This window comes from Dokdonia sp. 4H-3-7-5 (assembly GCF_000212355.1).
GTDB lineage: Bacteria > Bacteroidota > Bacteroidia > Flavobacteriales > Flavobacteriaceae > Dokdonia.
The window spans coordinates 1,334,651-1,360,415 of the sequence record NC_015496.1; the positions used below are offsets into that span (position 1 = coordinate 1,334,651).

At 36.6% G+C, this 25,765-nt stretch carries 21 protein-coding genes; 17 read left to right on the plus strand and 4 right to left on the minus strand.

Features of this window, described 5'->3' with window-relative positions:
- Positions 1-242 precede the first annotated feature (242 nt).
- The 4 genes from KRODI_RS05825 (at position 243) to KRODI_RS05840 (ending at position 3,522) form a co-directional block, all read left to right on the plus strand.
- Positions 243-2,279, plus strand: a complete 2,037-nt coding sequence (locus tag KRODI_RS05825) for a glutamine--tRNA ligase/YqeY domain fusion protein (protein ID WP_013750657.1) — start codon at positions 243-245, stop codon at positions 2,277-2,279.
- A 180-nt stretch (positions 2,280-2,459) separates the two neighbouring features.
- The gene (locus tag KRODI_RS05830) at positions 2,460-2,834 is read left to right on the plus strand and encodes a YtxH domain-containing protein (protein WP_013750658.1); all 375 of its coding nucleotides are present in this window, start codon (positions 2,460-2,462) and stop codon (positions 2,832-2,834) included.
- A 21-nt stretch (positions 2,835-2,855) separates the two neighbouring features.
- Positions 2,856-3,275, plus strand: a complete 420-nt coding sequence (locus KRODI_RS05835) for a hypothetical protein (RefSeq protein ID WP_013750659.1) — start codon at positions 2,856-2,858, stop codon at positions 3,273-3,275.
- Positions 3,262-3,522, plus strand: coding sequence for a DUF6327 family protein (locus KRODI_RS05840; protein ID WP_013750660.1), 261 nt, complete (start codon positions 3,262-3,264; stop codon positions 3,520-3,522). Before KRODI_RS05835 ends, KRODI_RS05840 begins: the two co-directional genes overlap by 14 nt.
- Before the next feature lie 75 nt (positions 3,523-3,597).
- Here the strand turns inward: KRODI_RS05840 and KRODI_RS05845 are convergent, their stop codons facing one another.
- The gene (locus KRODI_RS05845) at positions 3,598-4,557 is read right to left on the minus strand and encodes an SPFH domain-containing protein (RefSeq protein WP_013750661.1); all 960 of its coding nucleotides are present in this window, start codon (positions 4,555-4,557) and stop codon (positions 3,598-3,600) included.
- 164 nt (positions 4,558-4,721) lie between these two features.
- On the opposite strand from KRODI_RS05845, the gene KRODI_RS05850 reads away from it, so the two are divergent.
- Positions 4,722-5,393 (plus strand): hypothetical protein, encoded by a 672-nt coding sequence (locus tag KRODI_RS05850; RefSeq protein WP_013750662.1) that lies wholly within the window; start codon positions 4,722-4,724, stop codon positions 5,391-5,393.
- 70 nt (positions 5,394-5,463) lie between these two features.
- Here KRODI_RS05850 and gltX read toward each other — a convergent pair whose 3' ends face one another.
- Positions 5,464-6,981, minus strand: a complete 1,518-nt coding sequence (gene gltX, locus KRODI_RS05855; protein WP_013750663.1) for a glutamate--tRNA ligase — start codon at positions 6,979-6,981, stop codon at positions 5,464-5,466.
- 166 nt (positions 6,982-7,147) lie between these two features.
- On the opposite strand from gltX, the gene KRODI_RS05860 reads away from it, so the two are divergent.
- The 5 genes from KRODI_RS05860 to KRODI_RS05880 all read left to right on the plus strand — a co-directional run bounded on the left by KRODI_RS05860 (position 7,148) and on the right by KRODI_RS05880 (position 15,109).
- The gene (locus KRODI_RS05860) at positions 7,148-10,669 is read left to right on the plus strand and encodes a DUF4175 family protein (RefSeq protein WP_013750664.1); all 3,522 of its coding nucleotides are present in this window, start codon (positions 7,148-7,150) and stop codon (positions 10,667-10,669) included.
- Positions 10,662-11,069 carry an rRNA maturation RNase YbeY gene (gene ybeY / locus KRODI_RS05865; protein ID WP_013750665.1) on the plus strand — a complete coding sequence of 136 codons (408 nt, stop codon included), beginning with the start codon at positions 10,662-10,664 and terminating at the stop codon, positions 11,067-11,069. The genes KRODI_RS05860 and ybeY overlap by 8 nt, the downstream gene beginning before the upstream one ends.
- Before the next feature lie 177 nt (positions 11,070-11,246).
- A complete protein-coding gene (gene mnmG, locus KRODI_RS05870) occupies positions 11,247-13,124 on the plus strand; it encodes a tRNA uridine-5-carboxymethylaminomethyl(34) synthesis enzyme MnmG (protein WP_013750666.1) in 1,878 nt (625 codons plus the stop codon).
- A gap of 37 nt (positions 13,125-13,161) precedes the next feature.
- Positions 13,162-13,995 (plus strand): class I SAM-dependent methyltransferase, encoded by an 834-nt coding sequence (locus tag KRODI_RS05875; RefSeq protein WP_013750667.1) that lies wholly within the window; start codon positions 13,162-13,164, stop codon positions 13,993-13,995.
- 595 nt (positions 13,996-14,590) lie between these two features.
- Positions 14,591-15,109 (plus strand): OmpH family outer membrane protein, encoded by a 519-nt coding sequence (locus KRODI_RS05880; RefSeq protein ID WP_144782565.1) that lies wholly within the window; start codon positions 14,591-14,593, stop codon positions 15,107-15,109.
- A 337-nt stretch (positions 15,110-15,446) separates the two neighbouring features.
- Here the strand turns inward: KRODI_RS05880 and KRODI_RS05885 are convergent, their stop codons facing one another.
- On the minus strand, positions 15,447-16,595 hold the full coding sequence (locus KRODI_RS05885; protein ID WP_041295822.1) for an ATP-binding protein: 1,149 nt from the start codon (positions 16,593-16,595) through the stop codon (positions 15,447-15,449).
- Between the two features lie 74 nt (positions 16,596-16,669).
- Here KRODI_RS05885 and KRODI_RS05890 point away from each other — a divergent pair, with 74 nt between their 5' ends.
- From KRODI_RS05890 to KRODI_RS05905, 4 genes are all read left to right on the plus strand, one after another.
- Positions 16,670-17,857 carry a phosphoglycerate kinase gene (locus tag KRODI_RS05890; RefSeq protein ID WP_013750671.1) on the plus strand — a complete coding sequence of 396 codons (1,188 nt, stop codon included), beginning with the start codon at positions 16,670-16,672 and terminating at the stop codon, positions 17,855-17,857.
- Positions 17,858-17,996: 139 nt separating this feature from the next.
- Entirely contained in the window at positions 17,997-19,619 is a 1,623-nt protein-coding gene (locus KRODI_RS05895) for a lytic transglycosylase domain-containing protein (protein ID WP_013750672.1), read from the plus strand.
- Positions 19,620-19,626: 7 nt separating this feature from the next.
- Positions 19,627-20,124 carry a hypothetical protein gene (locus KRODI_RS05900; RefSeq protein ID WP_013750673.1) on the plus strand — a complete coding sequence of 166 codons (498 nt, stop codon included), beginning with the start codon at positions 19,627-19,629 and terminating at the stop codon, positions 20,122-20,124.
- A 17-nt stretch (positions 20,125-20,141) separates the two neighbouring features.
- Positions 20,142-21,113 (plus strand): DUF4837 family protein, encoded by a 972-nt coding sequence (locus KRODI_RS05905; RefSeq protein ID WP_013750674.1) that lies wholly within the window; start codon positions 20,142-20,144, stop codon positions 21,111-21,113.
- Positions 21,114-21,283: 170 nt separating this feature from the next.
- Here KRODI_RS05905 and tatA read toward each other — a convergent pair whose 3' ends face one another.
- Positions 21,284-21,472 carry a twin-arginine translocase TatA/TatE family subunit gene (tatA, locus tag KRODI_RS05910; protein WP_013750675.1) on the minus strand — a complete coding sequence of 63 codons (189 nt, stop codon included), beginning with the start codon at positions 21,470-21,472 and terminating at the stop codon, positions 21,284-21,286.
- 163 nt (positions 21,473-21,635) lie between these two features.
- On the opposite strand from tatA, the gene KRODI_RS05915 reads away from it, so the two are divergent.
- From KRODI_RS05915 to KRODI_RS05925, 3 genes are all read left to right on the plus strand, one after another.
- Positions 21,636-22,502, plus strand: coding sequence for a M23 family metallopeptidase (locus KRODI_RS05915; RefSeq protein ID WP_013750676.1), 867 nt, complete (start codon positions 21,636-21,638; stop codon positions 22,500-22,502).
- Entirely contained in the window at positions 22,502-23,992 is a 1,491-nt protein-coding gene (locus KRODI_RS05920) for a GH3 auxin-responsive promoter family protein (RefSeq protein WP_013750677.1), read from the plus strand. Before KRODI_RS05915 ends, KRODI_RS05920 begins: the two co-directional genes overlap by 1 nt.
- A 68-nt stretch (positions 23,993-24,060) precedes the next feature.
- The gene (locus KRODI_RS05925; protein WP_013750678.1) at positions 24,061-25,755 is read left to right on the plus strand and encodes a DUF6909 family protein; all 1,695 of its coding nucleotides are present in this window, start codon (positions 24,061-24,063) and stop codon (positions 25,753-25,755) included.
- The last annotated feature ends 10 nt before the right edge of the window (positions 25,756-25,765 follow it).

The following is a 25,765-nucleotide window of genomic DNA, read 5'->3' on the forward strand; positions in this document are numbered from 1 at the left end:
TTATAATAGATGAGTGTCTATTTTTTTAAAATGTTACACAACGACAGTTTAAACCTCATAAGCCAGTTATAAACAACAGCTTTTGATACAAAGCTTGATAAAAGAGCTATCTAGTACAATGGTTTGTATGAATGCTTCTGTATAATGATTTCAAGTTTTCGCGTAAGCAATAAAAACATCAGTGAAAACACTTATTAAATCCAACTACAAATTGATTAATTTTACCCTTACAATCATACATCATGACAGAGGATAATAAATCATTGAATTTTCTAGAACAAATTGTTGAAGAAGACCTTAAAGGGAGCTATACTAAGGAGGATTTGCGTTTTCGCTTTCCACCAGAACCTAATGGGTATTTACATATAGGTCACTGTAAGGCAATCTGTATAAGTTTTGGGCTAGGGGAGAAGTACGGGGCACCGGTAAACTTACGTTTTGACGATACTAACCCAGCAAAAGAAGAGCAAGAATATGTAGATGCTATCAAGGAAGATGTTTCTTGGTTAGGGTATCAATGGGATAAGGAGTGCTTTTCAAGTGATTATTTCCAGCAGTTATATGATTGGACTGTCCAGCTTATTAAGGATGGAAAAGCTTATGTAGATTCTCAATCTAGTGAGGCAATGGCAGAGCAGAAGGGAACACCTACACAACCTGGTGTGCCAGGACCTTACCGTGATCGTACGGTAGAAGAAAACTTAGACCTTTTTGCTAGAATGAAAGCGGGTGAGTTTAAGGAAGGAGAACATATTTTACGTGCAAAAATTGATATGGCGCATGTAAACATGTTAATGCGTGATCCTATTATTTATCGTGTGTTGCACAAAGATCACCACCGCACAGGTAGTGACTGGTGTATCTACCCTATGTATGACTGGACGCATGGAGAGAGCGATTATATAGAACAGGTAAGTCATAGTTTATGTTCGCTTGAGTTTAAGCCTCACAGAGAACTTTATGATTGGTTCTTAGACCAAGTATACTCTGGTGAGGATTTACGTCCTAAGCAGCGGGAGTTTGCACGTCTCAACCTTAACTACACGATTATGAGTAAACGTAAGTTGCTCACATTAGTTGAAAAAGGTGTAGTTTCTGGATGGGATGACCCACGTATGCCTACTATTTCTGGACTGAGACGTCGTGGTTATACAGCTGCAGCAATACGTAATTTTATAGATGCAGTAGGAGTTGCAAAGCGTGAGAATGTGATTGATGTTGCATTATTAGAATTCCACATTCGTCAAGATTTAAATAACATTGCTCCTAGAGTAATGGCAGTATTAGATCCAGTAAAACTGGTGATTACTAACTATCCAGAAGGTAAAGAGGAGTGGCTAGATGCAGAGAATAATCCAGAAGATGAGGCTGCGGGAGAGCGTAAAGTTCCTTTTAGTAGAGAGTTGTACATAGAACGTGAGGATTTTAAAGAAAATGCTGGAAATAAGTATTTCCGCCTTACTACAGATAAAGAAGTACGTTTAAAGAATTCATACATCATTAAAGGTGGTGAGGTTATCAGAGATGAGAACGGAGTTATCACAGAGATACACTGTACCTATGATCCAGAGAGTAGATCTGGAAGCGGGACAGAAGCTTCTAAGCGCAATGTAAAAGGAACACTACACTGGGTTTCTATTGCTCATGCTATTAAAGCAGAGGTACGTTTATTTGATAGACTATTTAGTGATGAAAATCCTGATGGTCATGAGGATAAAGACTTCATGGAATTTATAAATCCTAACAGTCTTACTACAATCACTGGATATCTTGAGCCAAGTCTTAAAGACGTTGAGGTAGGTGATATATTCCAGTTCCAGCGCAAGGGATATTTTAATGTAGATAAGGAGTCTACAGCAGATCACCTTATTTTTAATAGAACGGTAGGTTTACGTGATTCATGGGCAAAAGTGAAGCCTAAACAAGCACAAGGTAACACGCAAGGTCAAGCAAAACCACAGCAACAGCAAAAAGCTTCAGCTCTTAGTACGATTAATAAACTAGGTAAGAAACTTGCAAATCTACCAGAAGATAAACGTATTGCGGCTGTTGCAGATATACAAAAGTTAGCAGCGAGTTTAACAGAGGATGAGGTTAAAGGATTCTTTAATACTTCGGCAAAAAAGGTGGGTACTCGTATTGCGGGTATTGAGAGTTTGTACGCTTTCGCGAAAGCGCAAAACAAAACCATTAAGGACATTGAAGGAGCAGTAGCATTTGTTGAAAAGGCAAAAGAAGATAGCAACGATATATTACAAGAAGCAGCGTCTAAATTTTAATATCTAGGATCTATATTTTAACAGTTATTGGCATAAATGTCTCATTTAAGGATGATAAGAGACTACTTTTAACAAAGATTGTGAGTTGGTTAAAGAGATATTAACCGGTTATTAACGGAGAAAAGAAACATATCAAAATATCTTTACACTCAACCAATTTTTAATATAAAATAGAATCATATGAGTAAGTCAAGTAATACATTGTTAGCGTTAGTTTTAGGTGGTGCAATAGGTGCAGCAGCAGGAATTTTATATGCTCCAGAAAAAGGAACTAAAACGAGAAAGGATCTTTCTAAGAAAGCTAAGAAAGAGCAAGAAAAATTAGTAAAGCAACTTAAGGAAACTAGAGAGTCGCTTACAGATAATGCTCAGAAAGCTAAGTTAACTTTTGAAGAAAAGTTAAACGACTCTATTTCAACAGCGAGTCATAAAGCAGATGATGTAATCTCAACGTTAGAAACAAAACTAGCTGAGTTACGTGTACAAAATGCAAAACTTCAAAAAGATGCTGTAGTAGATAAAAATGTTGCCAAAGTGGAGAAAGCATTATCATAAGCCAAAAGAAACCAATCAGATATGGCTTTTGAAAAGTTAACAAATAACCTAAAAGGACTGACAGATAACGGGCAGGAATATGCCAAAGTCACTGCAGAATACTACAAACTAAGCTTGTTCAAGAATGGAATGAGAGGATTAGTAAGTAGTGCAAACTTAGCTTTGAGAGCAACTTTTGGTCTTATAGCAATGATGTTCTTTTCTATAGGCCTTTCAATTGTGATAGGGGAGTCTCTAGATAGCTTGAGTGCAGGATTCTTTATTGTAGGAGGAATTTACTTAGTGATTTTCTTTTTGGTATTTCTTTTTGCCGGAAAGCCTCTAGAAACTATGTTACTTAAGAAATATAGTAAACTTGCCTTTAGTGATGATTCACTTCCAGATGTTTCACTAGTAGCTCCCGTAGCAACTCAAAATATAAACACTGATGAGAGAATATAGTAGTTTTGAACAAATAGAGCATGACCTTAAAATCCTTAAACTTAAAAGACAAATAAGTGAGGAGGAAGTAAGGCTTAATGTAAATGGAGCTAAAAACGGTATGAGTTCTGGATTTTCTCCGGTATCCTCATTAGGAACTTTAGTAGGATCATTACTCCAAAAGGCGGTGGTAGCTAAATTACTAAGTACAATTTTTGGATATAAACGTGTTAAGGAAGTAAATAGAGAAGGAGAATACAAAGCTTAACTGACTTATTTTATAAATAATAAAACCCCAAGAACAGCTTGTTCTTGGGGTTTTTTATGAGCCTAATTGTAATTATTAATCTTCTTGAGCGTCTCTCTTCTTCTTATTGATAATACCTTTTGCTTCATTATCTTTTTTCATTTGCTCTCCTATTTGATTAGAAGCTACAAATGAAGTAATCATATCATTAAGCATATTACTACCAGCTTGTGGGGAGTTAGGCATTAAGATAAGGTTAGAATTAGTTTGCTCACCCATAGACTGTAATGTATCATAGTGTTGAGTAACTACAATAAGTGCAGATGCTTCTTGAGAATTAATACCCACATTATTTAGAACATCTACAGACTCTTCAAGACCACGAGCAATCTCTCTACGCTGGTCTGCAATACCTTGTCCTTGTAAACGCTTAGACTCTGCTTCTGCACGAGCTTTTGCTACAATCTTGATACGATCTGCTTCTGCTTCAAACTCTGCAGCTACTTTCTCGCGTTCTGCTGCATTAATTCTGTTCATAGCTGCCTTTACCTGCATATCTGGATCAATGTCTGTTACAAGGGTTTTAATGATGTCAAAACCATAACTAGACATAGCTTCGTTAAGCTCACGCTTTACTGCAATGGCAATATCATCCTTACGCTCAAAAACGTCATCTAATTTCATTTTTGGAACCTCCGCTCTTACTACGTCAAATACGTAAGAAGTAATCTGATCATGCGGATTTTCAAGTTTATAAAATGCGTCATACACTTTATCTTTTACTACTTGAAACTGTACAGATATCTTAAGACGTACAAAAACGTCATCTTTAGTTTTAGTTTCAACAACAACATCAAGCTGCTGTATTTTTAAATTGATACGACCTGCAATTTTATCAAATACAGGGATTTTAAATTGAAGTCCCGAGTTACGCACTCCAATGAATTTTCCAAAACGCTCCACAACGGCGGCGGTTTGCTGTTTAACCATAAATATCCCTGAGAGGATAATAAGTATGGCTAGTACTACTAATACTGGTAAAAGAATCTGTCCCATATTGGATATTTTTAAAAATTATTGATGGTGATTATTGTAATCTTAAAGATAAGTAGCCATAATCGATAAAATGTAACACATAAAATAAAAGTTTCCTGATTCCTTTTAAGTTATTATATCTTAGAGCCATTGTTTTAAGTGTAACCCTATTTTAAAAATCCCCTATGAAATATTTATTACTACTTGCTTTACTGCTTATAACGTTCACAACAATGTATGCTCAATCTTATAGGAACAACGGTAATTATAACCGTATAGGCCTTCAAGGTAAAGTTGCATTCATGGATATAGATACAAAGAACTTTGATGTACAAGGAGAAGCTGGTTTTCTAGCGGGTTTTACTACTAGAGGAAATGTGTATAATAACTGGGGAATGGTTTACGGGATTGATTTGTTAAGTACTGCGATTACAGTTCAAACAACTTCTTTAGATCAACTTACTAGTGAGGATACTCAATACAATATCATAGGTGCGCAGCTTAATCTATTACTCAGTTATAACTTAATTGCAAACCATCTAGCAGTAGACATTGGACCTGCACTACTAATTAACAGCAAAATGAAGCTTGATAATTCTAGGCAAAACACAAATATAGTAACCGGATATAACACACTTACCGCAAGTGATATACAAGAAATATCTCGAGTAAATGGTTTTGGTATCTTAGGACTTACAGGTGGTTTTGAACACGTGAGGCTCACGCTACAGTACCAATATGGATTTACAAACATCCTCAATAATCTTAATGAGCAAAACCTTGTAATTGATAACAATGCAAGAGATTTTAAAGGCAATGCATCACTAATCACTGCAGGAGTTGTATTTTATTTATGAACTATCGGTAAAAAATTAAGGCTACAAATCAATGATTTGTAGCCTTAATTAATAATGTGATGTATAACAGTTATCCTAGTGTGGTAATTGCATAACCTATACGTCGTAATGTTTCTTCTTTGCCAATGGTGGTAGCAATATCAAAAACATCAGGTCCTTGCATAGCGCCCACAAGTGATAATCTAAAAGGTTGCATTACTTTTCCAAAACCTAATTCCTTTGCTACAATCCACTCCTTAAGAGTTGTTTGAGCTTCTATTGTTGTGAAGTTAGATACACTAGATAATATAATTTTCACCTCTTCCATGATGGCCGCCGTATCTTCTTTCCAAGCTTTCTTGGCTGCCTTTTCATCAAACTCTGTTGGAGCAGTAAAGAAGTAACTTCCTAATGTCCATAAATCTTCTACAAAGATGGCGCGTTCTTTAATTAAATCAACTACGTGTGTTGTGTACTCCTCTGTAGTAGTTACATTCTTATCCTTTAAGAATGTCATAAATTGATCTGCTATAAGTGCTACAGGAGATTCTTGCATATACTGCTGCTGGAACCACTTTGTCTTTTCTGGATCAAATTTTGCTCCAGCTTTATTAACACGTTTTAAGTCAAAAGCTGCTACAAGCTCTTCTAGACTAAAAATTTCTTGTTCCGTTCCAGGATTCCATCCTAAAAAGGCAAGCATGTTTACCATGGCTTCTGCAAAGTAACCGTCTTCTCTGTATCCAGAAGAAATTTCGTTTGATTTTGGATCTTCCCATTGTAGCGGAAAGACTGGAAATCCTAGCTTATCACCATCACGCTTACTTAATTTTCCTTTCCCTACAGGCTTAAGAATAAGCGGTAAGTGAGCAAATACTGGTGCATCCCATCCAAAGGCTCTATACAATAACACGTGTAACGCTAGAGATGGTAACCACTCTTCACCACGTATCACATGAGTAATTTCCATTAAATGATCATCTACTATGTTTGCTAGGTGATAGGTAGGCATCCCGTCAGATTTAAATAACACCTTATCATCTAGAATATTAGTATCAATCTCCATAGCACCACGTATTTCATCACGTAGTTGTAATACTTCATCTTGAGGAGATTTAAAACGTATCACATAATTTTCGCCAGCGGCTATACGCTTCTCTGTTTCCTCTTGCGATAGAACGAGAGAGTTATCTAGTTTAAGGCGATTGTGCCAGTTATAGATAAAGGTTTTGCCGTTTGCTTCGTGATCTTTTCTGTGTGCATCAAGACTTTCGGCAGTATCAAATGCATAGTAAGCATTATTTGAGTCGACTAACGCTTTCGCGAAAGCGTGATACTTATCCTTACGTTCACTTTGTCTATAAGGTCCAAATCCGCCATCTTTTGTAGGTCCCTCGTCATATGAAATACCGCACCAGTCTAGACTCTCACGTATATAATCTTCTGCACCAGGTACATAGCGATTTTGATCTGTATCTTCTATACGGAGGATAAAAGTACCTCCATGTTTTTTTGCAAATAAATAATTAAAAAGCGCCGTACGCACACCACCGATGTGCAATGGCCCAGTAGGTGAAGGTGCAAATCGCACCCGAACGTTTTGAGACATAGTCTTAGATTTTGTGCAAAGATACTTTTAAGCCTTTAAAAAGGCTTAACGAATACCGTTTAAAGTTTTTTATGAAGATCACAGTGATATCTTTGTAAATGTTGACATCCTCTTAAAACATAATAAAATAGTACTTTAGAGGTTGCTATAAAGAGAATTAGGATAGATGACGAATAGATTTGAAAAAATAGAGAAGAAGCTAGAGGGATTTATTAGAAAATATTACACTAATGAATTGCTGCGCGGTGCAATATTTTTTTTTGCACTAGGTCTATTTTATTTCTTAATCACACTGCTCATTGAGTATTTTTTCTGGCTTAGTCCAGCTGGAAGAACCGTTCTTTTCTGGGCGTTTATAGTAGTAGAGGTTGCTTTACTCATCAAGTTTATAGCAGTACCACTAGCCAGATTATTTAAATTGTCAAAAGGTATCAACTACAAGGATGCTGCTAGTTTGATAGGAAATTATTTTCCAGAAGTAAGCGACAAGCTTATAAACACCTTGCAATTACATAGTGAAGTAACAGACTCAGAATTAATGCTCGCAAGTATAGAGCAGAAGAGTGAAGAGCTTGAGCCTATCCCTTTTAGACTAGCTATAGATTTTACAAAAAATAAGAAGTACCTCAAATACGCTGCTATACCTGTAGTTATATTTCTCATTGCAAACTATGCAGGGAAGGAAAAGGTTTTCTCAACAAGTTATGAGCGTGTTGTAAATTACAACGAGGCATATGAGCCACCAGCACCGTTTAGTTTTTATATAGTCAATGAGAATTTACAGGCTATTGAAAATAAAGATTTTGAGTTGCGCGTGCGCACACTGGGAGATATAATTCCTGAGGAGGCGTCTGTGAGATTTAATGATGAGGTGTATTTTCTACAGCAAATTGCTCTGGGAGAGTATAGCTATATATTTGAACAGCCTACAGAAAATATCACCTTTAATCTTAAAGGTAATAAAGTCGTATCCCAGCCTTATACTATCGAGGTACTCAAGGTTCCTGTACTTATGGATTTTGATATGGAACTCAACTATCCTGCACATACTCGCAAAGGAAAAGAGACTGTAAAAAATACGGGCAATGCAATTATTCCAGAAGGAACTACCGTTTCTTGGAATATAAGTACGAGGCAGACGGATGGAGTAGATCTTGTGCTTAAGGATACTATTATCCCTTTCGCTTTAAGCGAAAATGTGACAACCTCAAAAGTTTTCAAAGCAGTAAAGCGTATCTATAATAACACGAGTTATGAAGTAAGTACGAGTAATAGCCAACTGAAAAATTATGAAAATCTAGCATATAATTTACAAGTCTTAAAAGATCAGTATCCTCAAATATCCTTGGAAGCAAAAAAAGATACTGTAAACGAGCAGCAGAATTATTTCTACGGAAAAGTGAGCGACGATTACGGGCTTAAAAAATTACAAATTGTTTATTATCCTTCAGAGAGTGATAATAAACAGTATGACGAAATCAGTATTTCAAAGGGTAATGTAGATCAGTTTATTTATGCATTCCCTAATAATCTTGATTTACAAGAAGGAGTAAATTATGAGTATTATTTTGAGGTTTTTGATAATGATGCCATCCATCGTTTTAAAAGTACAAAGAGCACGATATATAGTTTTGTAAAACTTACAGATGATGAGCTTAAAAATAAACAGCTTGAGCAACAACAAAAATCTATAGGTAATCTTGATAAGTCCCTACAGAAGATGAAGGATAGTGAGAAGGAATTACAAGAAATCTCACGAACTCAGAAGGAGAAAAAGCAGCTGAGTTTTAACGATCAAAAGAAACTTGATAGCTTTCTTAAACGCCAGAAGCAGCAAGAGGAGATGATGAAAGATTTTTCTAAACAGTTAAAGGAGAATCTAGACGAGTTTCAAAAAGAAGAGGAGCTTACAGATGAGGATAAAGAAAAACTGAAGGAACGTCTAGAGCGTCAAGAAAAGAAAGCAAAGGAAAATGAAAAGCTCTTAAAAGAATTACAAGAGCTTCGAGAGAAAATGCCAAAAGAAGAACTCTCTGAAAAGCTTGAGGAACTTGAAAAGCAAAATAAAAATAATAAGCGCAACCTAGAGCAAATGGTTGAGCTTACAAAGCGTTATTATGTTCAGAAAAAGACCGAGCAAATTGCTCGTGACTTAGAGGAACTCGCAAAAAAACAAGAAGATTTAAGTAAGAAGGAAGGAAAAGAAAATACTAAGGAAAAGCAAGATGAACTCAACGAAGAGTTCAAAAAACTTGAGGAAGCGCTAAAGGATCTTGAAAAAGAAAACCAAGAACTTAAAAAACCTATGGACCTTCCTGGTGACGAAAAGAAACAAGAAGAAATCAAAGAAGAGCAGGAGGGAGCTAGTGAAGAACTAGAAAAACAAGAGGATCAAGAACAACAAGACGGAACACCCCAGGATAAATCTAGTGCTCAAGCGAAACAGAAAAAGGCTGCAGAAAAGATGAAGCAAATGAGTAAGTCTATGCAGTCTCAAATGCAAATGGGTGGTGAGGAAAGTCTGGAAGAAGATGCAGAGATGTTACGCCAGATACTAGATAATCTTCTTGTTTTTAGTTTTGAAGAAGAGACTATAATGATGGAATTTCGTAAGATGGATGGGAAGAATCCTAATTACGCACGTAAATTAAGAAGGCAAAATGTACTCAAACAAAATTTCAAACATATAGATGATAGTTTATATGCATTGTCACTGCGTCAGCCTAAACTCGATGAGATTATCAATGAGACCTTAGTCGATATTGATTACAGCATGGATCAAGCACTATCAAGACTTGCCGAAAATCAAATAATGCAAGGTGTAAGTAGCCAGCAATATGTTATAACTGGAACTAATAAACTAGCAGACTTCCTTAGTCAGACGTTAGATAATATGCAAAATGCAATGATGTCTGGTAGCGGCTCCGGTAAAGGAAAGGGTATGGGCATGGGTTCTGGCAGTGGAAGTGGGGAACAACTGCCTGATATCATACAGAGTCAAGAAGAACTCAATAAGAAAATGGGTGAGGGTAAAAAACCCGGAGATGGAAATGAAGGTGAAGGTAAGGAAGGAGAATCTGGTGAAGGTTCTGAAGGTAAAGAAGGACAAGGAAAAGGAGGCGGTGATCAACCTGGATCTGAAGGCGAGGGAGGAAAAGAAGGCGAAGGTGAAGGTGGTCAAGGTGGAGGAAAAGGCTCGAGTAATAGTGATTTAAAAGGTGATGGAAATGGCGAGAATGGAGGTGGAGAAAATGGAGATGGACAAAGCGATGAGTATGAGCAGGGACTTCTTTATGAAATTTATAAAGAGCAGTCTAAGTTAAGACAACAACTAGAAGATGCTATTCAAAGGGAAGGTCTTGGGGATAATGCAGAGAAGCTGGTAAAAGATATGAAGGATGTTGAGCAGCAATTATTAGATAAAGGTTTTAATAATGAAACGTTACAACGTATGACTAATCTTAAGCACGAACTACTTAAACTTAAAGAGGCAACGTTGCAACAAGGTGAAGAGAATAAGCGTGAAGCAAATACCAACGTAAAGGAGTTTGCAAATCCTGTGAATAGTGCGCTCGAAAAAGCCAAAAAGTATTTTAACACGACAGAAATATTAAACAGAAATGCACTTCCGCTTAAGGAAGAATACAAGCGTAAAGTGCAAGATTACTTCCAGAAAAACAATGATTGAATTTAATAGTACAAATGATTTTGAATTATCAAATCCTGAAGAGTTACTTCAGTGGTTAACATCTGTGATAGAATCCGAGCAAAAACAAATGGGGGAGATCAATTACATTTTTTGTGATGATGCCTACTTGCATAAACTCAATGTTGAATATTTGAATCATGACACGCTTACAGATGTAATCAGTTTTGACTACACGAGTGGAGATGTAATTAGTGGGGATGTATATATTTCTGTAGAGCGTGTTGAGGATAATGCTGCAGATTTTAAAACCTCTTTTAAAGACGAATTAAGCCGTGTTATGGTTCATGGACTACTGCACTATTGCGGTTATAAAGATAAGAGTGATGATGAGGCTAAGGAGATGAGAGCAAAGGAAAATTTATATTTATCAGTTAGATAAGTAGTAATTTTCTTACAGCGCTCTATTTCAAGGTTTAACATCTGTCCCAGCGGGAAGTTGTGTTAGAGAGAATTAAAGGCTGTATCTTTGCACGCCTTTAAAAGAATGTATATAACGCTTTCGCGAAAGCGTAACTTCTCTTAGAGATATTAATATTTTAATGTTCCACGTGAAACAATGAGTCTATTTCAAGATACATACGATGTTATAGTAGTAGGTGCTGGCCATGCAGGTTGTGAGGCTGCCGCTGCTGCTGCAAATATGGGAAGTTCTACACTTCTTATAACTATGAACCTACAAACCATTGCCCAAATGAGTTGTAATCCTGCTATGGGAGGAATTGCAAAAGGGCAAATAGTAAGAGAGATTGATGCACTAGGAGGATATAGCGGTATCGTATCTGATAAGACAGCGATTCAATTCAAGATGCTTAACAAATCTAAAGGTCCTGCAATGTGGTCTCCACGTGTGCAATCTGATAGAATGAGATTTGCAGAGGAGTGGAGAATGAAGCTTGAGGGAACTAAGAATCTTGATTTTTATCAAGAGATGGTGAGCGGTCTGATTGTAGAAAATGATAAAGTTGTTGGTGTAAAAACCTCTCTTGGTATTGAAGTAAGAGGAAGATCTGTGGTGCTAACTAATGGTACTTTTTTAAATGGATTAATCCACATAGGAGATAAACAATTTGGTGGAGGTAGAGCAGGTGAAAGAGCAGCTACTGGAATTACAGAACAACTAGCGGGGTTTGGATTTGAATCTGGAAGAATGAAAACAGGTACACCTCCACGAGTGGATGGTAGATCGTTAGATTTTTCTAAGATGATTATTCAGCCAGGTGATGAAGTCCCAGAGAAGTTTAGTTATAGTAAAGAAACAAGCCCGCTTACACATCAGCGTCCTTGTCATATGAGTTATACTTCTCTAGAAGTGCATGATATTTTGAGAGAAGGATTTGATCGCTCACCTATGTTTAATGGTCGAATTAAATCTCTCGGGCCAAGATATTGTCCGTCTATTGAGGACAAGATTAATCGTTTTGCAGATAAGGATAGACATCAATTATTTATAGAGCCAGAAGGGTGGAATACATGTGAGATTTATGTGAATGGATTTTCAACATCACTTCCAGAAGATGTCCAGTTTAAGGCTTTAAAGTCTGTCGCTGGTTTTGAGAATGTAAAATTCTTCCGTCCTGGTTATGCAATCGAGTATGATTATTTTCCGCCTACACAGTTAAAGCATACCTTAGAAACTAAGCTTGTGAGCGGACTGTATTTTGCTGGACAAATTAATGGAACCACTGGATATGAAGAAGCAGCTTCTCAAGGATTAATGGCTGGTATGAATGCACACCTTAAAGTGCATGAGAAAGATCCTTTCATGCTCAAAAGAGATGAGGCGTATATAGGAGTTCTTATAGATGATTTAATTACAAAAGGTACAGAAGAGCCGTATAGGATGTTTACTTCTCGTGCTGAGTATAGAACACTATTGCGTCAAGACAATGCAGATGAGCGTCTCACGCCTATGTCAAATGCTGTAGGTTTAGCCTCTGAGGAACGTCTCATTACCATGGAAAAGAAGCAAGCGGAATCTAATGATCTTGTTAATTTTTTTGAAGAGACAAGTATTCTTCCTGAAGAGGTAAATGATATACTAGAAGAAAGAGGATCTTCTCCTATGAGACAATCTGATAAAATGTTCAAAGTATTTTCTAGACCTCAAATCACGCTTGATGATATGAAAGGCTTTGAGAAAGTAGCTGCTTATATTGAGGAGAAAGATCTTGATCGTGATGTATTAGAACAAGCAGAAATTAAAGTTAAGTATGCAGGTTACATTGCAAAGGAAAAGGCAAATGCAGACAAGCTACAGCGATTAGAAAATATTAAAATTCCAGAAGGTTTTGATTATACAAAACTGAAGTCGCTGTCTTTTGAGGCTAGGGAAAAATTATCTAAAATTAGACCAACTACAATTTCTCAAGCATCACGAGTGAGTGGAGTTTCTCCTTCAGACATAAGTGTAATGTTAGTTTATATGGGACGATAATTTTTAAATAGTATACGTTCCACGTGAAACAAAGTTGATGAAAGAAGATTTTAAAGTAAAGGATCATTCAGTTAGTGGAGAAGAATTTACGCTAGAGTATGATGAGAAATACCATATGTATTTCACAAATCCTAAGCCGGATATTTCTAAGCTTCCTTCATATTATGAAAGTGAAGATTATATATCTCATACAGATGGAAAACGATCTTTATTTGAAATCGCATATCAAACTATAAGAGGAATCACGCTTTCGCGAAAGCAAAAACTTTTAAAAAAGTTTCATCCTGACCAAGGTTCTGTTTTAGACATAGGAGCTGGAACTGGAGATTTTTTGGAATTTCTATCTAAAAGAAAATGGAATGTAAAAGGAGTAGAGCCAAATGCTAAAGCTAAAAAGCTTGCTCAACATAAAGGACTCGATATGTATAACACTATCGATGAAGTAGGAGGGGAGTTATACGATGTGATAACTATGTGGCATGTGCTAGAACATGTTTACGATTTACAAGAGCAAATAGCATGGTTGAAAAAGCAACTAGCAAAAAATGGAATTATATTTATTGCCGTTCCTAATTTTGAATCTTATGATGCTAGTTATTATAAATCATATTGGGCAGCTTTTGATGTGCCAAGACATTTATACCATTTTTCAGAAACTGCTATAAAAAGACTTTTTGCAGAACAAGATTTACAATTAGTAAAAACACTACCTATGAAATTTGATTCCTTTTACGTGAGTCTTCTTTCAGAAAAGTATAAAAGTGGTAAAATGAATTTCTTCACTGCATTTGTAACTGGATTCAAGTCAAATCGTAAAGCAAAGCAGTCTGGAGGTTATTCATCTCATATTTATGTTCTAAAACACGCTTAAATTGCAAATAAGCGCTTTTAAGGGCTTTTGAGTACACATGCCTTAAATGGATATGGCTAAATGTTGAAACCGTTTAAAAATGGTCTTTTAAGGCTTCGTTTTTAATAAAATTTTATTATTAATTCCTTTTTTGACCATAGCTTTTTCTTATGAGAGCTTATTTCAACCAATTTTCATCTTTTTATATTTAATCTGGAATTGAGAATTTAGTTTTCAATGTTTCTGTTTAAAATGCATTTAGTTATAAAATGTTCCACGTGAAATATTTTCAATTAACAATATCAATTTTCAAATCACACAATTACTATCCCTTGTAATGTGTTTATCAAACTTCCTGGTTATTTTATTTCTGATTTCAATTTTAATGCTTTCAGTATATCGTATTTATTAATCACGAATTACTTCATTATTTTAAATTGTAGCGTTCTTTATATATCCTCTAAATGTAGATTTCAAAAGATTCAATTTTTATTGAATAACCGATGACTTTAAGTCTATCTACATTTATTTGAGAATCAAAATGGAAATAGGCATGATTTTAATTAAGTTTTGATGGATTCTACCTATTTTCGCACCAAATAATCAAAATAACACAATGAAAAAAATAGGAATGCTACTTGTTACTGCTATGATGGCTGTAGCCTGTCAAACAGAGAAAACTGGTTTTGTAGATACTGAAGAGTTACTTACAGAATATGCAGAGCTTAAAAGCGCAAAGGATCTTTTTACAAAACAAAATGACGAAATCATGGGCGAATTAGAGCTTAAGATTAAGTCTTACCAAATCAAAGAAGACTTGTTTAGAAAAAACGGACCTTCTATGTCACGTAAGAAACAAGAAGAAACTTACAACGAACTAGGAGCAGAGGCACAACAATTACAACAAGAACGCCAGGTAAGAATAGGACAACTACAAGTAGAAAGCCAGAAAGTAATAGATTCACTTATTACAAAAGTGAAGGATAAAGTAAAGGCTTACGGAAAGACAAATGGTTACTCTTATATCTATGGATCTAACGATGCTGGAAGTGTTCTTTATGGTAAAGATGAATTGAATCTTACAGAAGCAATTCTTACAGAAATGAATGGAGAATATGCTCCGAAAGAAGACTAAACACTAGTGTTTAAAATAGCTTTTAAAGCGATGAGAAATCATCGCTTTTTTTATGCCTAATTTTGATGATTTTTCTCATCAATAAATGACTAGATTCCGCCGTAAAATCTACGTGCGTTTAATCAAGTTAATCAAGCTTATTTAAATAAGATTTCACTAACCAAATGGTACTGCTTAGCGGGGTAGAAATCGCACCGGCAGATTATAGAGCCTTTAAATGTTCTCGTTTAGTAAAAGATCTGAGATTGTCTGAGTATATAGACAAAGGACACTGTTGATTGTTTGTCTAAAAATATATTTAGATAGAACTAAATATAGAGATACCTATTTGATATAATCAACTCTTACGATGTAGAAATCGAGTTAATTTTATAGAAAGGTCTGTCATGATAATCTTAGCATTTCCATTGCGTTCTATATGATACGAAGCCTCTTGAATGGCTTCTACGATAGGAAATATATTATTATTATGTACAAAAGGAGCAAATTTTGAGAGATCAAAACCGGTCTCTGTTTCCATAAAAACAAGATCATTTGCCTTGTAATTTTTAAGCAAAGCTTGACGGAAAAATTGTACACAGTAAGCAAGAAAATTTTTCTGTGTTTCACGGCCAGATTTTGCTATGATTTCGCTCCACTCCATGAGTCCTAAAACGGCCTCTTTTTTACCCTTTGCTTGGAAGGCTGTACGTACCCAAGTAACAAACCATTTTTCAAACTGAATATCGTCTCCATCGTGGTGCAATAAATGCATCGCTTGCTGGTAATCTCCTTGTGCTTGATGGGCTATTTTATGAGCTTCGGCATCTGGAGTTTTATGATGAGTAATTAAAGCATCTGCAATTTGTGGTTCGCTTAATCTTGGGAAATGTAATACTTGGCATCTTGACTTTATTGTGTCAATAATGCTGTCTTCATTTTCAGAAATAAGAATAAACAACGTTTTTGCTGGTGGCTCCTCTAATAGTTTGAGAAGTTTATTTGACCCGGCAGTATTCATTTTATCAACTGCCCAAATGATCATTACTTTATAACCACCTTCATATGACTTTAAAGCGAGAGCTTTATTAATTTCAGAAGCTTCATCTACACCTATCTGTCCTTGTTTTTTTTCAATACCAAGATGCTGGTGCCATTCAAAGAGATCACCATATGGGTTTTCTGTAATAAACGAGCGCCACTCTCTCATAAAATTATTAGAGACAGGATGGCTTTTTACTTCGGGAGTAGTTGCCACAGGAAAAGCAAAGTGCAAATCTGGATGCGATAAGTGCTCAAACTTTAAATTACAAGCTTGCGATCCTCCCTCATTTTCGCCTTGAGCGTTATTACATAAAATATATTGTGCATAAGCAATCGCCATGGGTAAAACCCCTGTGCCAGATAAACCTATGAAAAGTTGAGCATGAGCAATACGCCCCGCATCAACACTTGTTGTGAGATGATTTTTAATAAAATCTTGTCCGATAACGTTTGAAAACAGCATAGCGTCAAATATAAAGGAATCACTGCATTTTTTATCCTCTGTATCTATTATATTTGCTAGTAAAACCAATGAAAATGATCACAGTAGACGACTTTAATTTTGAGAATAAAAAGGCATTAATACGTGTAGATTTTAATGTTCCCCTTGATGAAGATGGTAATGTTACTGATACTACAAGAATTGAGGCTGCAAAACCTACAATCTTAAAAGTATTAGAAGATGGAGGATCTGCTATTCTTATGTCTCATTTAGGTCGACCTAAAAACAAAGAAGAGGAGTTTTCTTTATCTCAGATTTGTAGAATTGTTTCTGAAGTCATTGGTGTAGAAGTAAACTTTGTGGAGGATTGTGTAGGTGCAAAAGCCACAGAGGCAGCATCTAACCTCGAAATGGGTAAAATATTACTATTAGAAAACCTCCGTTACTACAGCGAAGAAACAGCTGGTGATGTTGACTTTGCAAAGCAGTTAAGTGAGTTAGGAGATATTTATGTAAATGATGCCTTTGGTACTGCACACCGTGCGCATGCTTCTACTACTATCATTGCTCAATTCTTTCCAGATGCAAAATGCTATGGTTATTTACTAGCAAAAGAAATAGAGAGTCTTGATCGCGTTCTTAATAATAGTGAGAAGCCAGTACTAGCTATTCTTGGTGGTTCTAAGGTGTCTTCAAAAATTACGGTTATTGAGAATATCCTTGATAAAGTAGATGAGATGATTATAGGTGGAGGTATGGCTTTTACTTTCATTAAAGCACAAGGAGGTACCATAGGAGACTCTATTTGTGAAGATGATAAAATGGAGCTCGCTCTTGACATTCTTAAACAAGCCAAAGAAAAAGGAGTACAGATTCACATACCAGTAGATGTTATTGCTGCAGATGATTTCTCAAATGATGCAAACACAAAGGTGTGTGATATCATGAGTATCGAAGATGGATGGCAAGGCCTTGACGCTGGACCAAAATCTCGCGAACTTTTTGACGAGGTAGCAAAGCGTGCAAAAACTATTTTATGGAATGGACCATTAGGAGTTTTTGAGATGGAAACATTTGCAGGAGGAACTATTGCACTAGGGCATAGTATTGCTGCAGCTACAAAGGATGGCGCGTTCTCACTAGTAGGTGGAGGAGATAGTGTTGCCGCTGTAAAACAATTTGGTTTTGATACAAAAGTAAGCTACGTCTCTACTGGAGGCGGTGCAATGCTTGAGATGCTAGAAGGTAAAACACTACCAGGTATAGCTGCTATACAAGAATAATTAACAACACATCAATTGATAAGGCCACCTCTTGAGGTGGTCTTATTATTTATATCCCTAACAGAAGTTGTGCTGGCTAGAAGTTATATTTCCTCTCTTTAAAACCATACGATTTTCCCGTATCTTTCGTTTCTTGACTATGACTTTAATGCAACATAATTTTAAAATATCCCTAGTAGCTTCTATACTCTTGTTTTCCGCTTTCGCGAAAGCGCAAGACACTCTCTCATATGAGGCTTATAAACAGAAAGCTCCGGTTGTAAAAGAAGATAAAAAACCGGCACTCCAAAGAGATACTATCAAAGTAGTAGATACTGTCATTACCAATACAATCTCTCAAGATTTACCTCAAGTATTACTGGATACACAAGTGAGAGATTCTATAACGTTCAACTTACCAGATAATCCTCAGGCAGCACTTATAGATATGCGTTGGCGTAAGGAACTGGCAAGAATGGATCTATTTGATTCTATAAATAATATACGTGAAAGTCACACGTACCAGCCAGAAGTAAACTTAGAACTTCCTACAGACACACTAAAAAAACGCCTTGCCGAAATAAATGCGCGTACTCCATTTAACGTGGAGTATAACCCGTCGCTAGAAAGTGTTATAAATCGATATTTAAAGCGCCATAAACCTACGATGGAGAAGTTAATGGCAGTGAGCCAGTTTTACTTCCCTATGTTTGAGGAGCGTCTCGATAAGTATGACATCCCTCTAGAGATGAAATATCTCGCCATTGTAGAAAGTGCACTGCGACCTAGAGCAAAATCTAGAGTAGGAGCAACGGGATTATGGCAATTTATGTTTGCAACGGGTAAAATGTTTAACCTTGAAGTAAACAGCTATGTAGATGATCGCATGGATCCTATTGCAGCAACAGAGGCTGCTTGTGCTTACCTATCACAACTCTATGATATTCATGGCGACTGGGATCTTGCACTGGCTTCTTATAACTCTGGTCCAGGAAATGTGTCTAAAGCCATAAGACGTTCTGGAGGTGCTACAAATTACTGGAATATTAGAAATAATCTACCTAGAGAAACCGCTGGTTATGTACCTGCGTTTCTAGCCACCATGTATCTTTTTGAATATGCAGATGAGCATGGATACACACCAGAAAGAGCTCCTGTAAATTACTTTGCAACAGATACCATTCACATAAAACAAAGTATTGCGCTAGATCAGGTTTCTAGTATTGTGGGAATTCCTTTGGAGATTGTTCAATTTCTAAATCCGCAGTATAAATTGGATATTATTCCAGTGGTAAAGGACAAGAAATATTACGTGCGACTTCCTATTGAGAGTGTGGGTAAATTTGTACAAAATGAACAGGCTATTTACGCTTTTGCGAAAGCAGAACTAGACAAAAGAGAAAAACCATTACCAGAAGTGCTTACGGCAAGCTCTCAGGTGAGATACCGAGTGCGTAGCGGTGATTATCTAGGAAAGATAGCAAGCAAATACGGTGTAGGTGTAAGCCAAATCAAGAAGTGGAATAACCTACGATCAAATGCTCTTAAAATAGGGCAGCGATTAACTATTTACCCAAGAAAACCTGTTACCAGTAGCTCCTCAAGTAGCAGTAAAAAAACAGTCTCATTTAAAGGAAAGAAAACATATATCGTTCAAGACGGTGACTCGCTTTGGAAAATTGCAAATAAGTTTCCTGGGGTAAGCATTGATAATATTAAAGTTTGGAATGATATTAGTAGTAGTAAACTGAAGCCCGGAACGAAACTACGTGTTTCTAAATAAAACAATTATGAAAAAGTTACTTCTCTCCTTAAGCCTATGCTTTACAGCAGTACTTGCTGCGCAAGAAGTAACTCTTAAACCTTATGATGCTGAGGCTTATACAGTAGTAAATAGTGAGGGGAATGTAAATAGTATTATAAAAAACCCTGTTTATACGTACTTGATAGATAATTATAAAGCCATTTCAGAAAAGGAAATCATTCTGCCAAATGGAGGAGGGGATTGCGGATTCACACAAACTTTTGAAAATGGAATCATTTACACAAAACGCAATTGTGGAGACGCAGCACTTGCCACTGGAGAAGTGCTCAGCATAGCAAACCCTAATAGAGAATCTGTGCTGTTGTGGGTAGAGTCAGTTAATAAGATTTTTGGTGATTATGGTCAGAATCATTGGAACTTTGACCTTACAGAATACAGACCAACCGACAATTTATTAGGCGGATTTTTTACAATTAAGAGAGATATAGATTACACTACGGTCCTTGTGATGTCTGGATGTTAATCGTTAATAATAGCAATATGATAAAAAGATTATTTTTAAGTGTAGTAGTGGCATCCTTACTTTTTTCTTGTGGGGATAATGACGGTAAACCCATTTTAAGCCAGTCTGTAGGTAATATTAACAATGTTAAGGTGATTGTGACTAAGGATCAATGGCAGGGAGCTATAGGAGACGCGCTACGCGATGTCTTAGCAGATCCGGTGTACGGATTACCACGTGAGGAGCCTAAGTTTTCTATAGATCAGATTCCGCCAGAAGCTTTTAGTGGTTTTCTACTCAAAAACAGAATTTATCTAAAAATAAAGCCAGCAGATAGTGCCTCTTTAACCATAGTAAAAGACCCATATGCACGCCCACAAACAGGGATAATTGTTACTGGAAGAAGCCAGACACAAATTGCAAACCTGATTATTGATAATGAGGAACGTATTGTAACTGCTTTTAAAGAACAAGAGCTTGTTGCAAACCAAAGTCGAATTAAAAAGGCGCTGAAGAAAACAGATTCTTTACAAAAGGTATTTGGAGTAAAACTTAACTTTCCTAACGCATATAGATATGCAGAACAGAAACCGGATTTCTTCTGGATGCGCAAGGAACTTAAGCGCAGCGGTAACATGAACATCACAGTATATGAAGTGCCGCTAGAGGCAATAGATAAGGATACCTTAACAATAAAGAATATCATACGCATGCGTGATTCTATAGGAGGAAAGAAAATACCAGTAGATGACGGTCGCTTTATTACAGAACGAGCTTTCTCACCATACTTACAAGAAACAGAGATAGATGGAAAGCTAGCTTATGAAACTAAAGGAACATGGGAAGTAGACGGTCGTTATATGGCTGGACCTTTTGTAAACTATGCCGTAAGAGATGAAAAAAATGGGAGATATTTGATATTAGAAGGTTTTATATTCTCCCCATCACAAGACCAGCGTGATAATATGTTTGAGCTTGAGAGTATCTTAAAAAGTGCTAGGTTGAGGTAGGGTAATTAATTTAATAGAATAGATGTGATTAAACTTTTAAAGTTTAAAAATTTCACTCTTTAGAATAGGGAGTCACTTTTTGACTGATACTCTAGCCTTAATTTTTAAAAACAAAAAAACCGCATAACTCAAAGAGCTATGCGGTTTTTCTATATAAGAAAGAGCGAGTATTACTTCTTCTCTTCTATCATATCGTCTTCTTCGTCCTTAGACGCTTTCTTAAATTCTTTGATACCGCCACCTAAGCCGCGCATCATTTCAGGGATTTTCTTACCTCCAAAAAGTAATAAAACAACTAATACAATAAGTCCTATTTGCCAAGGGCCTACCATTCCTAAAAATATTGCTAAAAAATTCATCTTCATCTGTTTTAGAAAAACAAAGATAGTAAGAAAACAGACATACGAGCGTTAAAGTGATAAAAAGGACTTAATTGACGTTGAGTGGTTATCGCAATCCAATTTTCGCGAAAGCGTAAAGACATCAATTATTTCATATCTAAAAAGTATATTTGTATCTCAAATGGCAGAAAAAAAAGAGAAGAAAAAAAAGATTGCAAAAAAGCTACTGCACAAGTATCGCTTAGTTATTCTCAATGAAGATACTTTTGAGGAGCGTATTTCTTTTAAACTCACACGACTCAATGTGTTTATTCTAGTAGGTATATCTGCTATTATTCTTATTGCACTTACCACTTTACTTATCGCATTTACACCATTAAGGGAATATATTCCTGGTTACTCAAGCACAAAACTCAAGCGCAATGCGACGCTACTCGTTGCAAAAACAGATTCTATAGAAAATGCAATTAGAGTAAATGAGCAATACTACTCTTCTATACGTAGAGTATTGAGTGGTGATGTAGAAGAGCTAGAATTTGATAGAGATTCTATACGCGATGCCGTATTTAATGATGAAGAAATATATGTGCTTCCAAGTAGAGAGGACAGTTTATTGAGACAAACTGTAGAACAGGAAGACAAGTACAATGTGTTTGATAAAGCTATTGAGGATACAGATTTCTCACTGTTTCCTCCAGTTAAAGGAACCATATCATCTGAATATAATGCTAGTCAAAAACACTTTGCAGTAGACATTGTAACTGTAAAAGATGCTCCTGTAAAAGCCGCAGCAGATGGAACTGTGATTTTTGCCGAGTGGACTGCAGAGACAGGTCATGTACTTATCATCAATCATGGTAAGAACCTTATTACCGTATATAAACACAATGCTTCTCTTAATAAGTCACAAGGAGCCTTGGTTCAAGCAGGAGAAGTTATTGCCACGGTGGGTAATACAGGTGAGTATAGTACTGGACCACACTTACATTTTGAGTTGTGGAGTAATGGGTACCCTATAAATCCGACTAATTTTATAGATTTTAACTAATGTCGATAAAGTCTTTTGGAGCAAAAATTTTTGCGTCGTACATACAGCGAAGTATAAAAAAATGGGCAGACAACCCTATTGAGACTCAGCACAAGGTTTTTGAGAGTCTTATAGATGCTGCTCAGTATACGACCTTTGGTAATGATCACCGTTTTGATACGATAAAGTCACATGCAGATTTTGTAAAGCAAGTTCCCATAAGAGATTATGAAGACTTGCGCTACTATGTAGATAAAATGGTCGCTGGAGAACCAGATATACTCTGGCCAGGCAAACCTCTTTACTTTGCAAAAACTTCTGGAACTACTTCTGGAGTAAAGTACATTCCGCTTACTAAGGATAGTATGAAAACGCACCCTAACAGTGCGCGTAATGCAATTCTTTCTTACATCGCAGAGACAGGAAATACAGACTTTGTAGATGGTAAGATGATTTTTTTACAAGGAAGCCCAGAGATGACCGAAAAGAATGGCATCAAACTAGGCCGCCTTTCTGGTATTGTCGCACACTATGTGCCTAATTACCTACAGAAGAATAGGCTCCCTAGTCTGGAAACTAATTGTATAGAAGACTGGGAGCAGAAGGTAGATGCGATTGTAGCTGAAACTATAGATCAAGATATGACACTCATAGGAGGGATTCCTCCGTGGGTACAGATGTATTATGAACGTCTTATCCAGAAGAGCGGTAAAACCGTGGGAGAGCTCTTTAAAAACTATCAGTTATTTGTGTACGGAGGTGTAAACTACGAGCCTTACCGTCGCAAGCTAGAGGATCTTATAGGAAGAAGCGTAGACAGTATTGAGTTATATCCAGCCAGTGAAGGGTTTTTTGCCTTTCAAGATACGCAAACAGAGAAAGGAATGCTGTTGCAATTAGACAACGGTATCTTTTATGAGTTTGTAAAAGCAGATGAGTTTTTTAATGAAAACCCAACAAGAATAACGCTTAAGGATGTAGCGCTTGACGTAAATTACGTGATGATCATCTCTACCACAGCAGGACTGTGGGCATATAATATAGGTGATACTGTGATGTTTACAAGTCTCAAGCCGTATCGTATTATGGTTTCCGGGAGAATCAAGCACTTTATTTCGGCTTTTGGAGAGCATGTGATTGGTAAGGAAGTAGAGCAGGCCATGCTTGAAGCATCTGCAGGAACAGATATTAAAGTGACAGAGTTTACGGTAGCACCTCAAGTAGCACCTCAAGAAGGATTACCTTATCATGAGTGGTTTATAGAATTTGAAAATGAAGGGAGTGGTGATTTACACGCTTTCGCGAAAGCGTTAGACTCCTCACTACAAGCTCAAAACTCATACTACCTTGACTTAATCACTGGAAAGGTACTGCAGCCGTTAAAAATTACTAAAGTGGTAAAAGATGGCTTTAATGATTACATGAAATCTCAAGGAAAGCTGGGAGGACAAAATAAAATACCAAGACTTTCAAACGATCGAAAGATTGCTGATGTATTGCAATCAAAATAGTATTTAATAGGTAAGCTGGCTATGAAATTACCATGGTCAAGTTCTATTAAGTACCTTTATCCCCAATTATGAGCACACAAAAAAAACAAGGCCGTACTAGAGCCCAAGAGAGCAGCAGCGCTATAGAACGCATGTATATTACAATGCGTCACCTTTTTAACAGAGGATTTTATAAACCTATGGGAGTCTCTGGTGAGACACTTAGAGAGTCACTTCTTATATTAAGACCAGAAATTTACGGTACCATTGCCGAAGAAAAAGTAGAGCTTGACGGTCTTCTTTACGTTATTGATAGACTTCCAGAAGGAATAGAGCAATGCAGATTCATAAACTTAACAAGTGATGAAGGCTATAAAAACAGCCACTTTGAACCTATTATTCCAGCAAAGCGTCGTCGCAATTGCTACCGCATAGATGAAGAACAAATGAACATCGAGATCACGCGTGGTCGTTCTGAAATTTATGATATTCTTACACACGTGACGTTCTTATTTATTGAGTCTCATAAGATCATGAAGCGTGTCCTCATAAATGATGAAGGCGCAGTGATACGTGACTGGGAAAAGCTAGAAAAAGCAGTATTAAACAATGAAGAGCTAGATCAAAATAGCTGGGAGATCGCAACTACGCATACTGCAAATATCTTAGGACGCACCTTTGCCGAAGTTCGCGCAATTGCACCTCTTTTCAACACGCGTACTAACAATAGGCGCTTCTTTGAGCTTATATACTGGTTAGGTAAACTCGCCATAGCAGAGGTACTTAAAGAAGAGAAACGCACAGTTACCTTTAGTCCTGTCTTAAGAGAGCGATTAGGTCATCACATACACGGTGAGATCTGGGCAAATGATATTAAAGCGACTTTAAAGAAAAATAATCTTTTAGGTAGACCTCTTCATATTATTAGTGCAAACATGCACTCTGTTATGAACACTTTATATGCACCACTTGCACTTAAGTCTGAACTTAAGAAAAAGTCTAAACTGGAGGTATATGAAATGCTTAGTAATAGTGGCAACGGAGCTCTACGCGCCAAAGTAGAGAGAGCTGCATTGCAGAACGGTATGATATATCTACCAGATGATAGTGGTACAAATATCAATGTTCAGATTTTTGATATGTGTAAGCTACCAGTAGCTGAAAATGATTTCTGTAGCAATGATGTAAAAAAGGAGCAGCAGCCCGTTATTATCGTAATGGACTACGCTTTTGGAGAGCAAGCTTATGAAACTATGGAAGAGCTTCTCAAACCGTATGAAGAGGGAGAGGACAAAACCTACTTAGATGTAGATTCTGTTTCTATTATGGGAAAAGCTGGTATCTTAGAAGGTGGAAAGGGGGATCTTATGATACCAAGTGCACACCTTTTTGAAGGAACAGCGGATAATTATCCCTTTGAGAACGAACTTACTAAAGAGGATTTTGAAGGACACGGATTAGAAGTGTTTGAAGGTGCTATGGTTTCTGTATTAGGAACATCACTACAAAATAGAGATATCCTTAAATTCTTCCATGACAGTACGTGGAGTGTGATAGGTCTAGAAATGGAAGGAGCACACTATCAAAAAGCGATACAAGCAGCCGCAAAACTACGTAAGAGTATACAAGAAGATGTAAAAGTAAGATATGCGTATTATGCTAGTGATAACCCATTAGAAACGGGTAGCACACTCGCATCTGGCGGATTAGGAACTACAGGAGTGAAACCTACCTACCTAATCACCGAAAAGATATTGCACCAACTATTTACTTCTAGTAAGTAAGATAATATAA

Coding starts and splice junctions, on each gene's coding strand:
- KRODI_RS05825 (WP_013750657.1), top strand. CDS start 243: ATGACAGAGGATAATAAATCATTGAATTTTCTAGAACAAATTGTTGAA.
- KRODI_RS05830 (WP_013750658.1), top strand. CDS start 2,460: ATGAGTAAGTCAAGTAATACATTGTTAGCGTTAGTTTTAGGTGGTGCA.
- KRODI_RS05835 (WP_013750659.1), top strand. CDS start 2,856: ATGGCTTTTGAAAAGTTAACAAATAACCTAAAAGGACTGACAGATAAC.
- KRODI_RS05840 (WP_013750660.1), top strand. CDS start 3,262: ATGAGAGAATATAGTAGTTTTGAACAAATAGAGCATGACCTTAAAATC.
- KRODI_RS05845 (WP_013750661.1), bottom strand. CDS start 4,557: ATGGGACAGATTCTTTTACCAGTATTAGTAGTACTAGCCATACTTATT.
- KRODI_RS05850 (WP_013750662.1), top strand. CDS start 4,722: ATGAAATATTTATTACTACTTGCTTTACTGCTTATAACGTTCACAACA.
- gltX (WP_013750663.1), bottom strand. CDS start 6,981: ATGTCTCAAAACGTTCGGGTGCGATTTGCACCTTCACCTACTGGGCCA.
- KRODI_RS05860 (WP_013750664.1), top strand. CDS start 7,148: ATGACGAATAGATTTGAAAAAATAGAGAAGAAGCTAGAGGGATTTATT.
- ybeY (WP_013750665.1), top strand. CDS start 10,662: ATGATTGAATTTAATAGTACAAATGATTTTGAATTATCAAATCCTGAA.
- mnmG (WP_013750666.1), top strand. CDS start 11,247: ATGAGTCTATTTCAAGATACATACGATGTTATAGTAGTAGGTGCTGGC.
- KRODI_RS05875 (WP_013750667.1), top strand. CDS start 13,162: ATGAAAGAAGATTTTAAAGTAAAGGATCATTCAGTTAGTGGAGAAGAA.
- KRODI_RS05880 (WP_144782565.1), top strand. CDS start 14,591: ATGAAAAAAATAGGAATGCTACTTGTTACTGCTATGATGGCTGTAGCC.
- KRODI_RS05885 (WP_041295822.1), bottom strand. CDS start 16,595: ATGCTGTTTTCAAACGTTATCGGACAAGATTTTATTAAAAATCATCTC.
- KRODI_RS05890 (WP_013750671.1), top strand. CDS start 16,670: ATGATCACAGTAGACGACTTTAATTTTGAGAATAAAAAGGCATTAATA.
- KRODI_RS05895 (WP_013750672.1), top strand. CDS start 17,997: ATGACTTTAATGCAACATAATTTTAAAATATCCCTAGTAGCTTCTATA.
- KRODI_RS05900 (WP_013750673.1), top strand. CDS start 19,627: ATGAAAAAGTTACTTCTCTCCTTAAGCCTATGCTTTACAGCAGTACTT.
- KRODI_RS05905 (WP_013750674.1), top strand. CDS start 20,142: ATGATAAAAAGATTATTTTTAAGTGTAGTAGTGGCATCCTTACTTTTT.
- tatA (WP_013750675.1), bottom strand. CDS start 21,472: ATGAATTTTTTAGCAATATTTTTAGGAATGGTAGGCCCTTGGCAAATA.
- KRODI_RS05915 (WP_013750676.1), top strand. CDS start 21,636: ATGGCAGAAAAAAAAGAGAAGAAAAAAAAGATTGCAAAAAAGCTACTG.
- KRODI_RS05920 (WP_013750677.1), top strand. CDS start 22,502: ATGTCGATAAAGTCTTTTGGAGCAAAAATTTTTGCGTCGTACATACAG.
- KRODI_RS05925 (WP_013750678.1), top strand. CDS start 24,061: ATGAGCACACAAAAAAAACAAGGCCGTACTAGAGCCCAAGAGAGCAGC.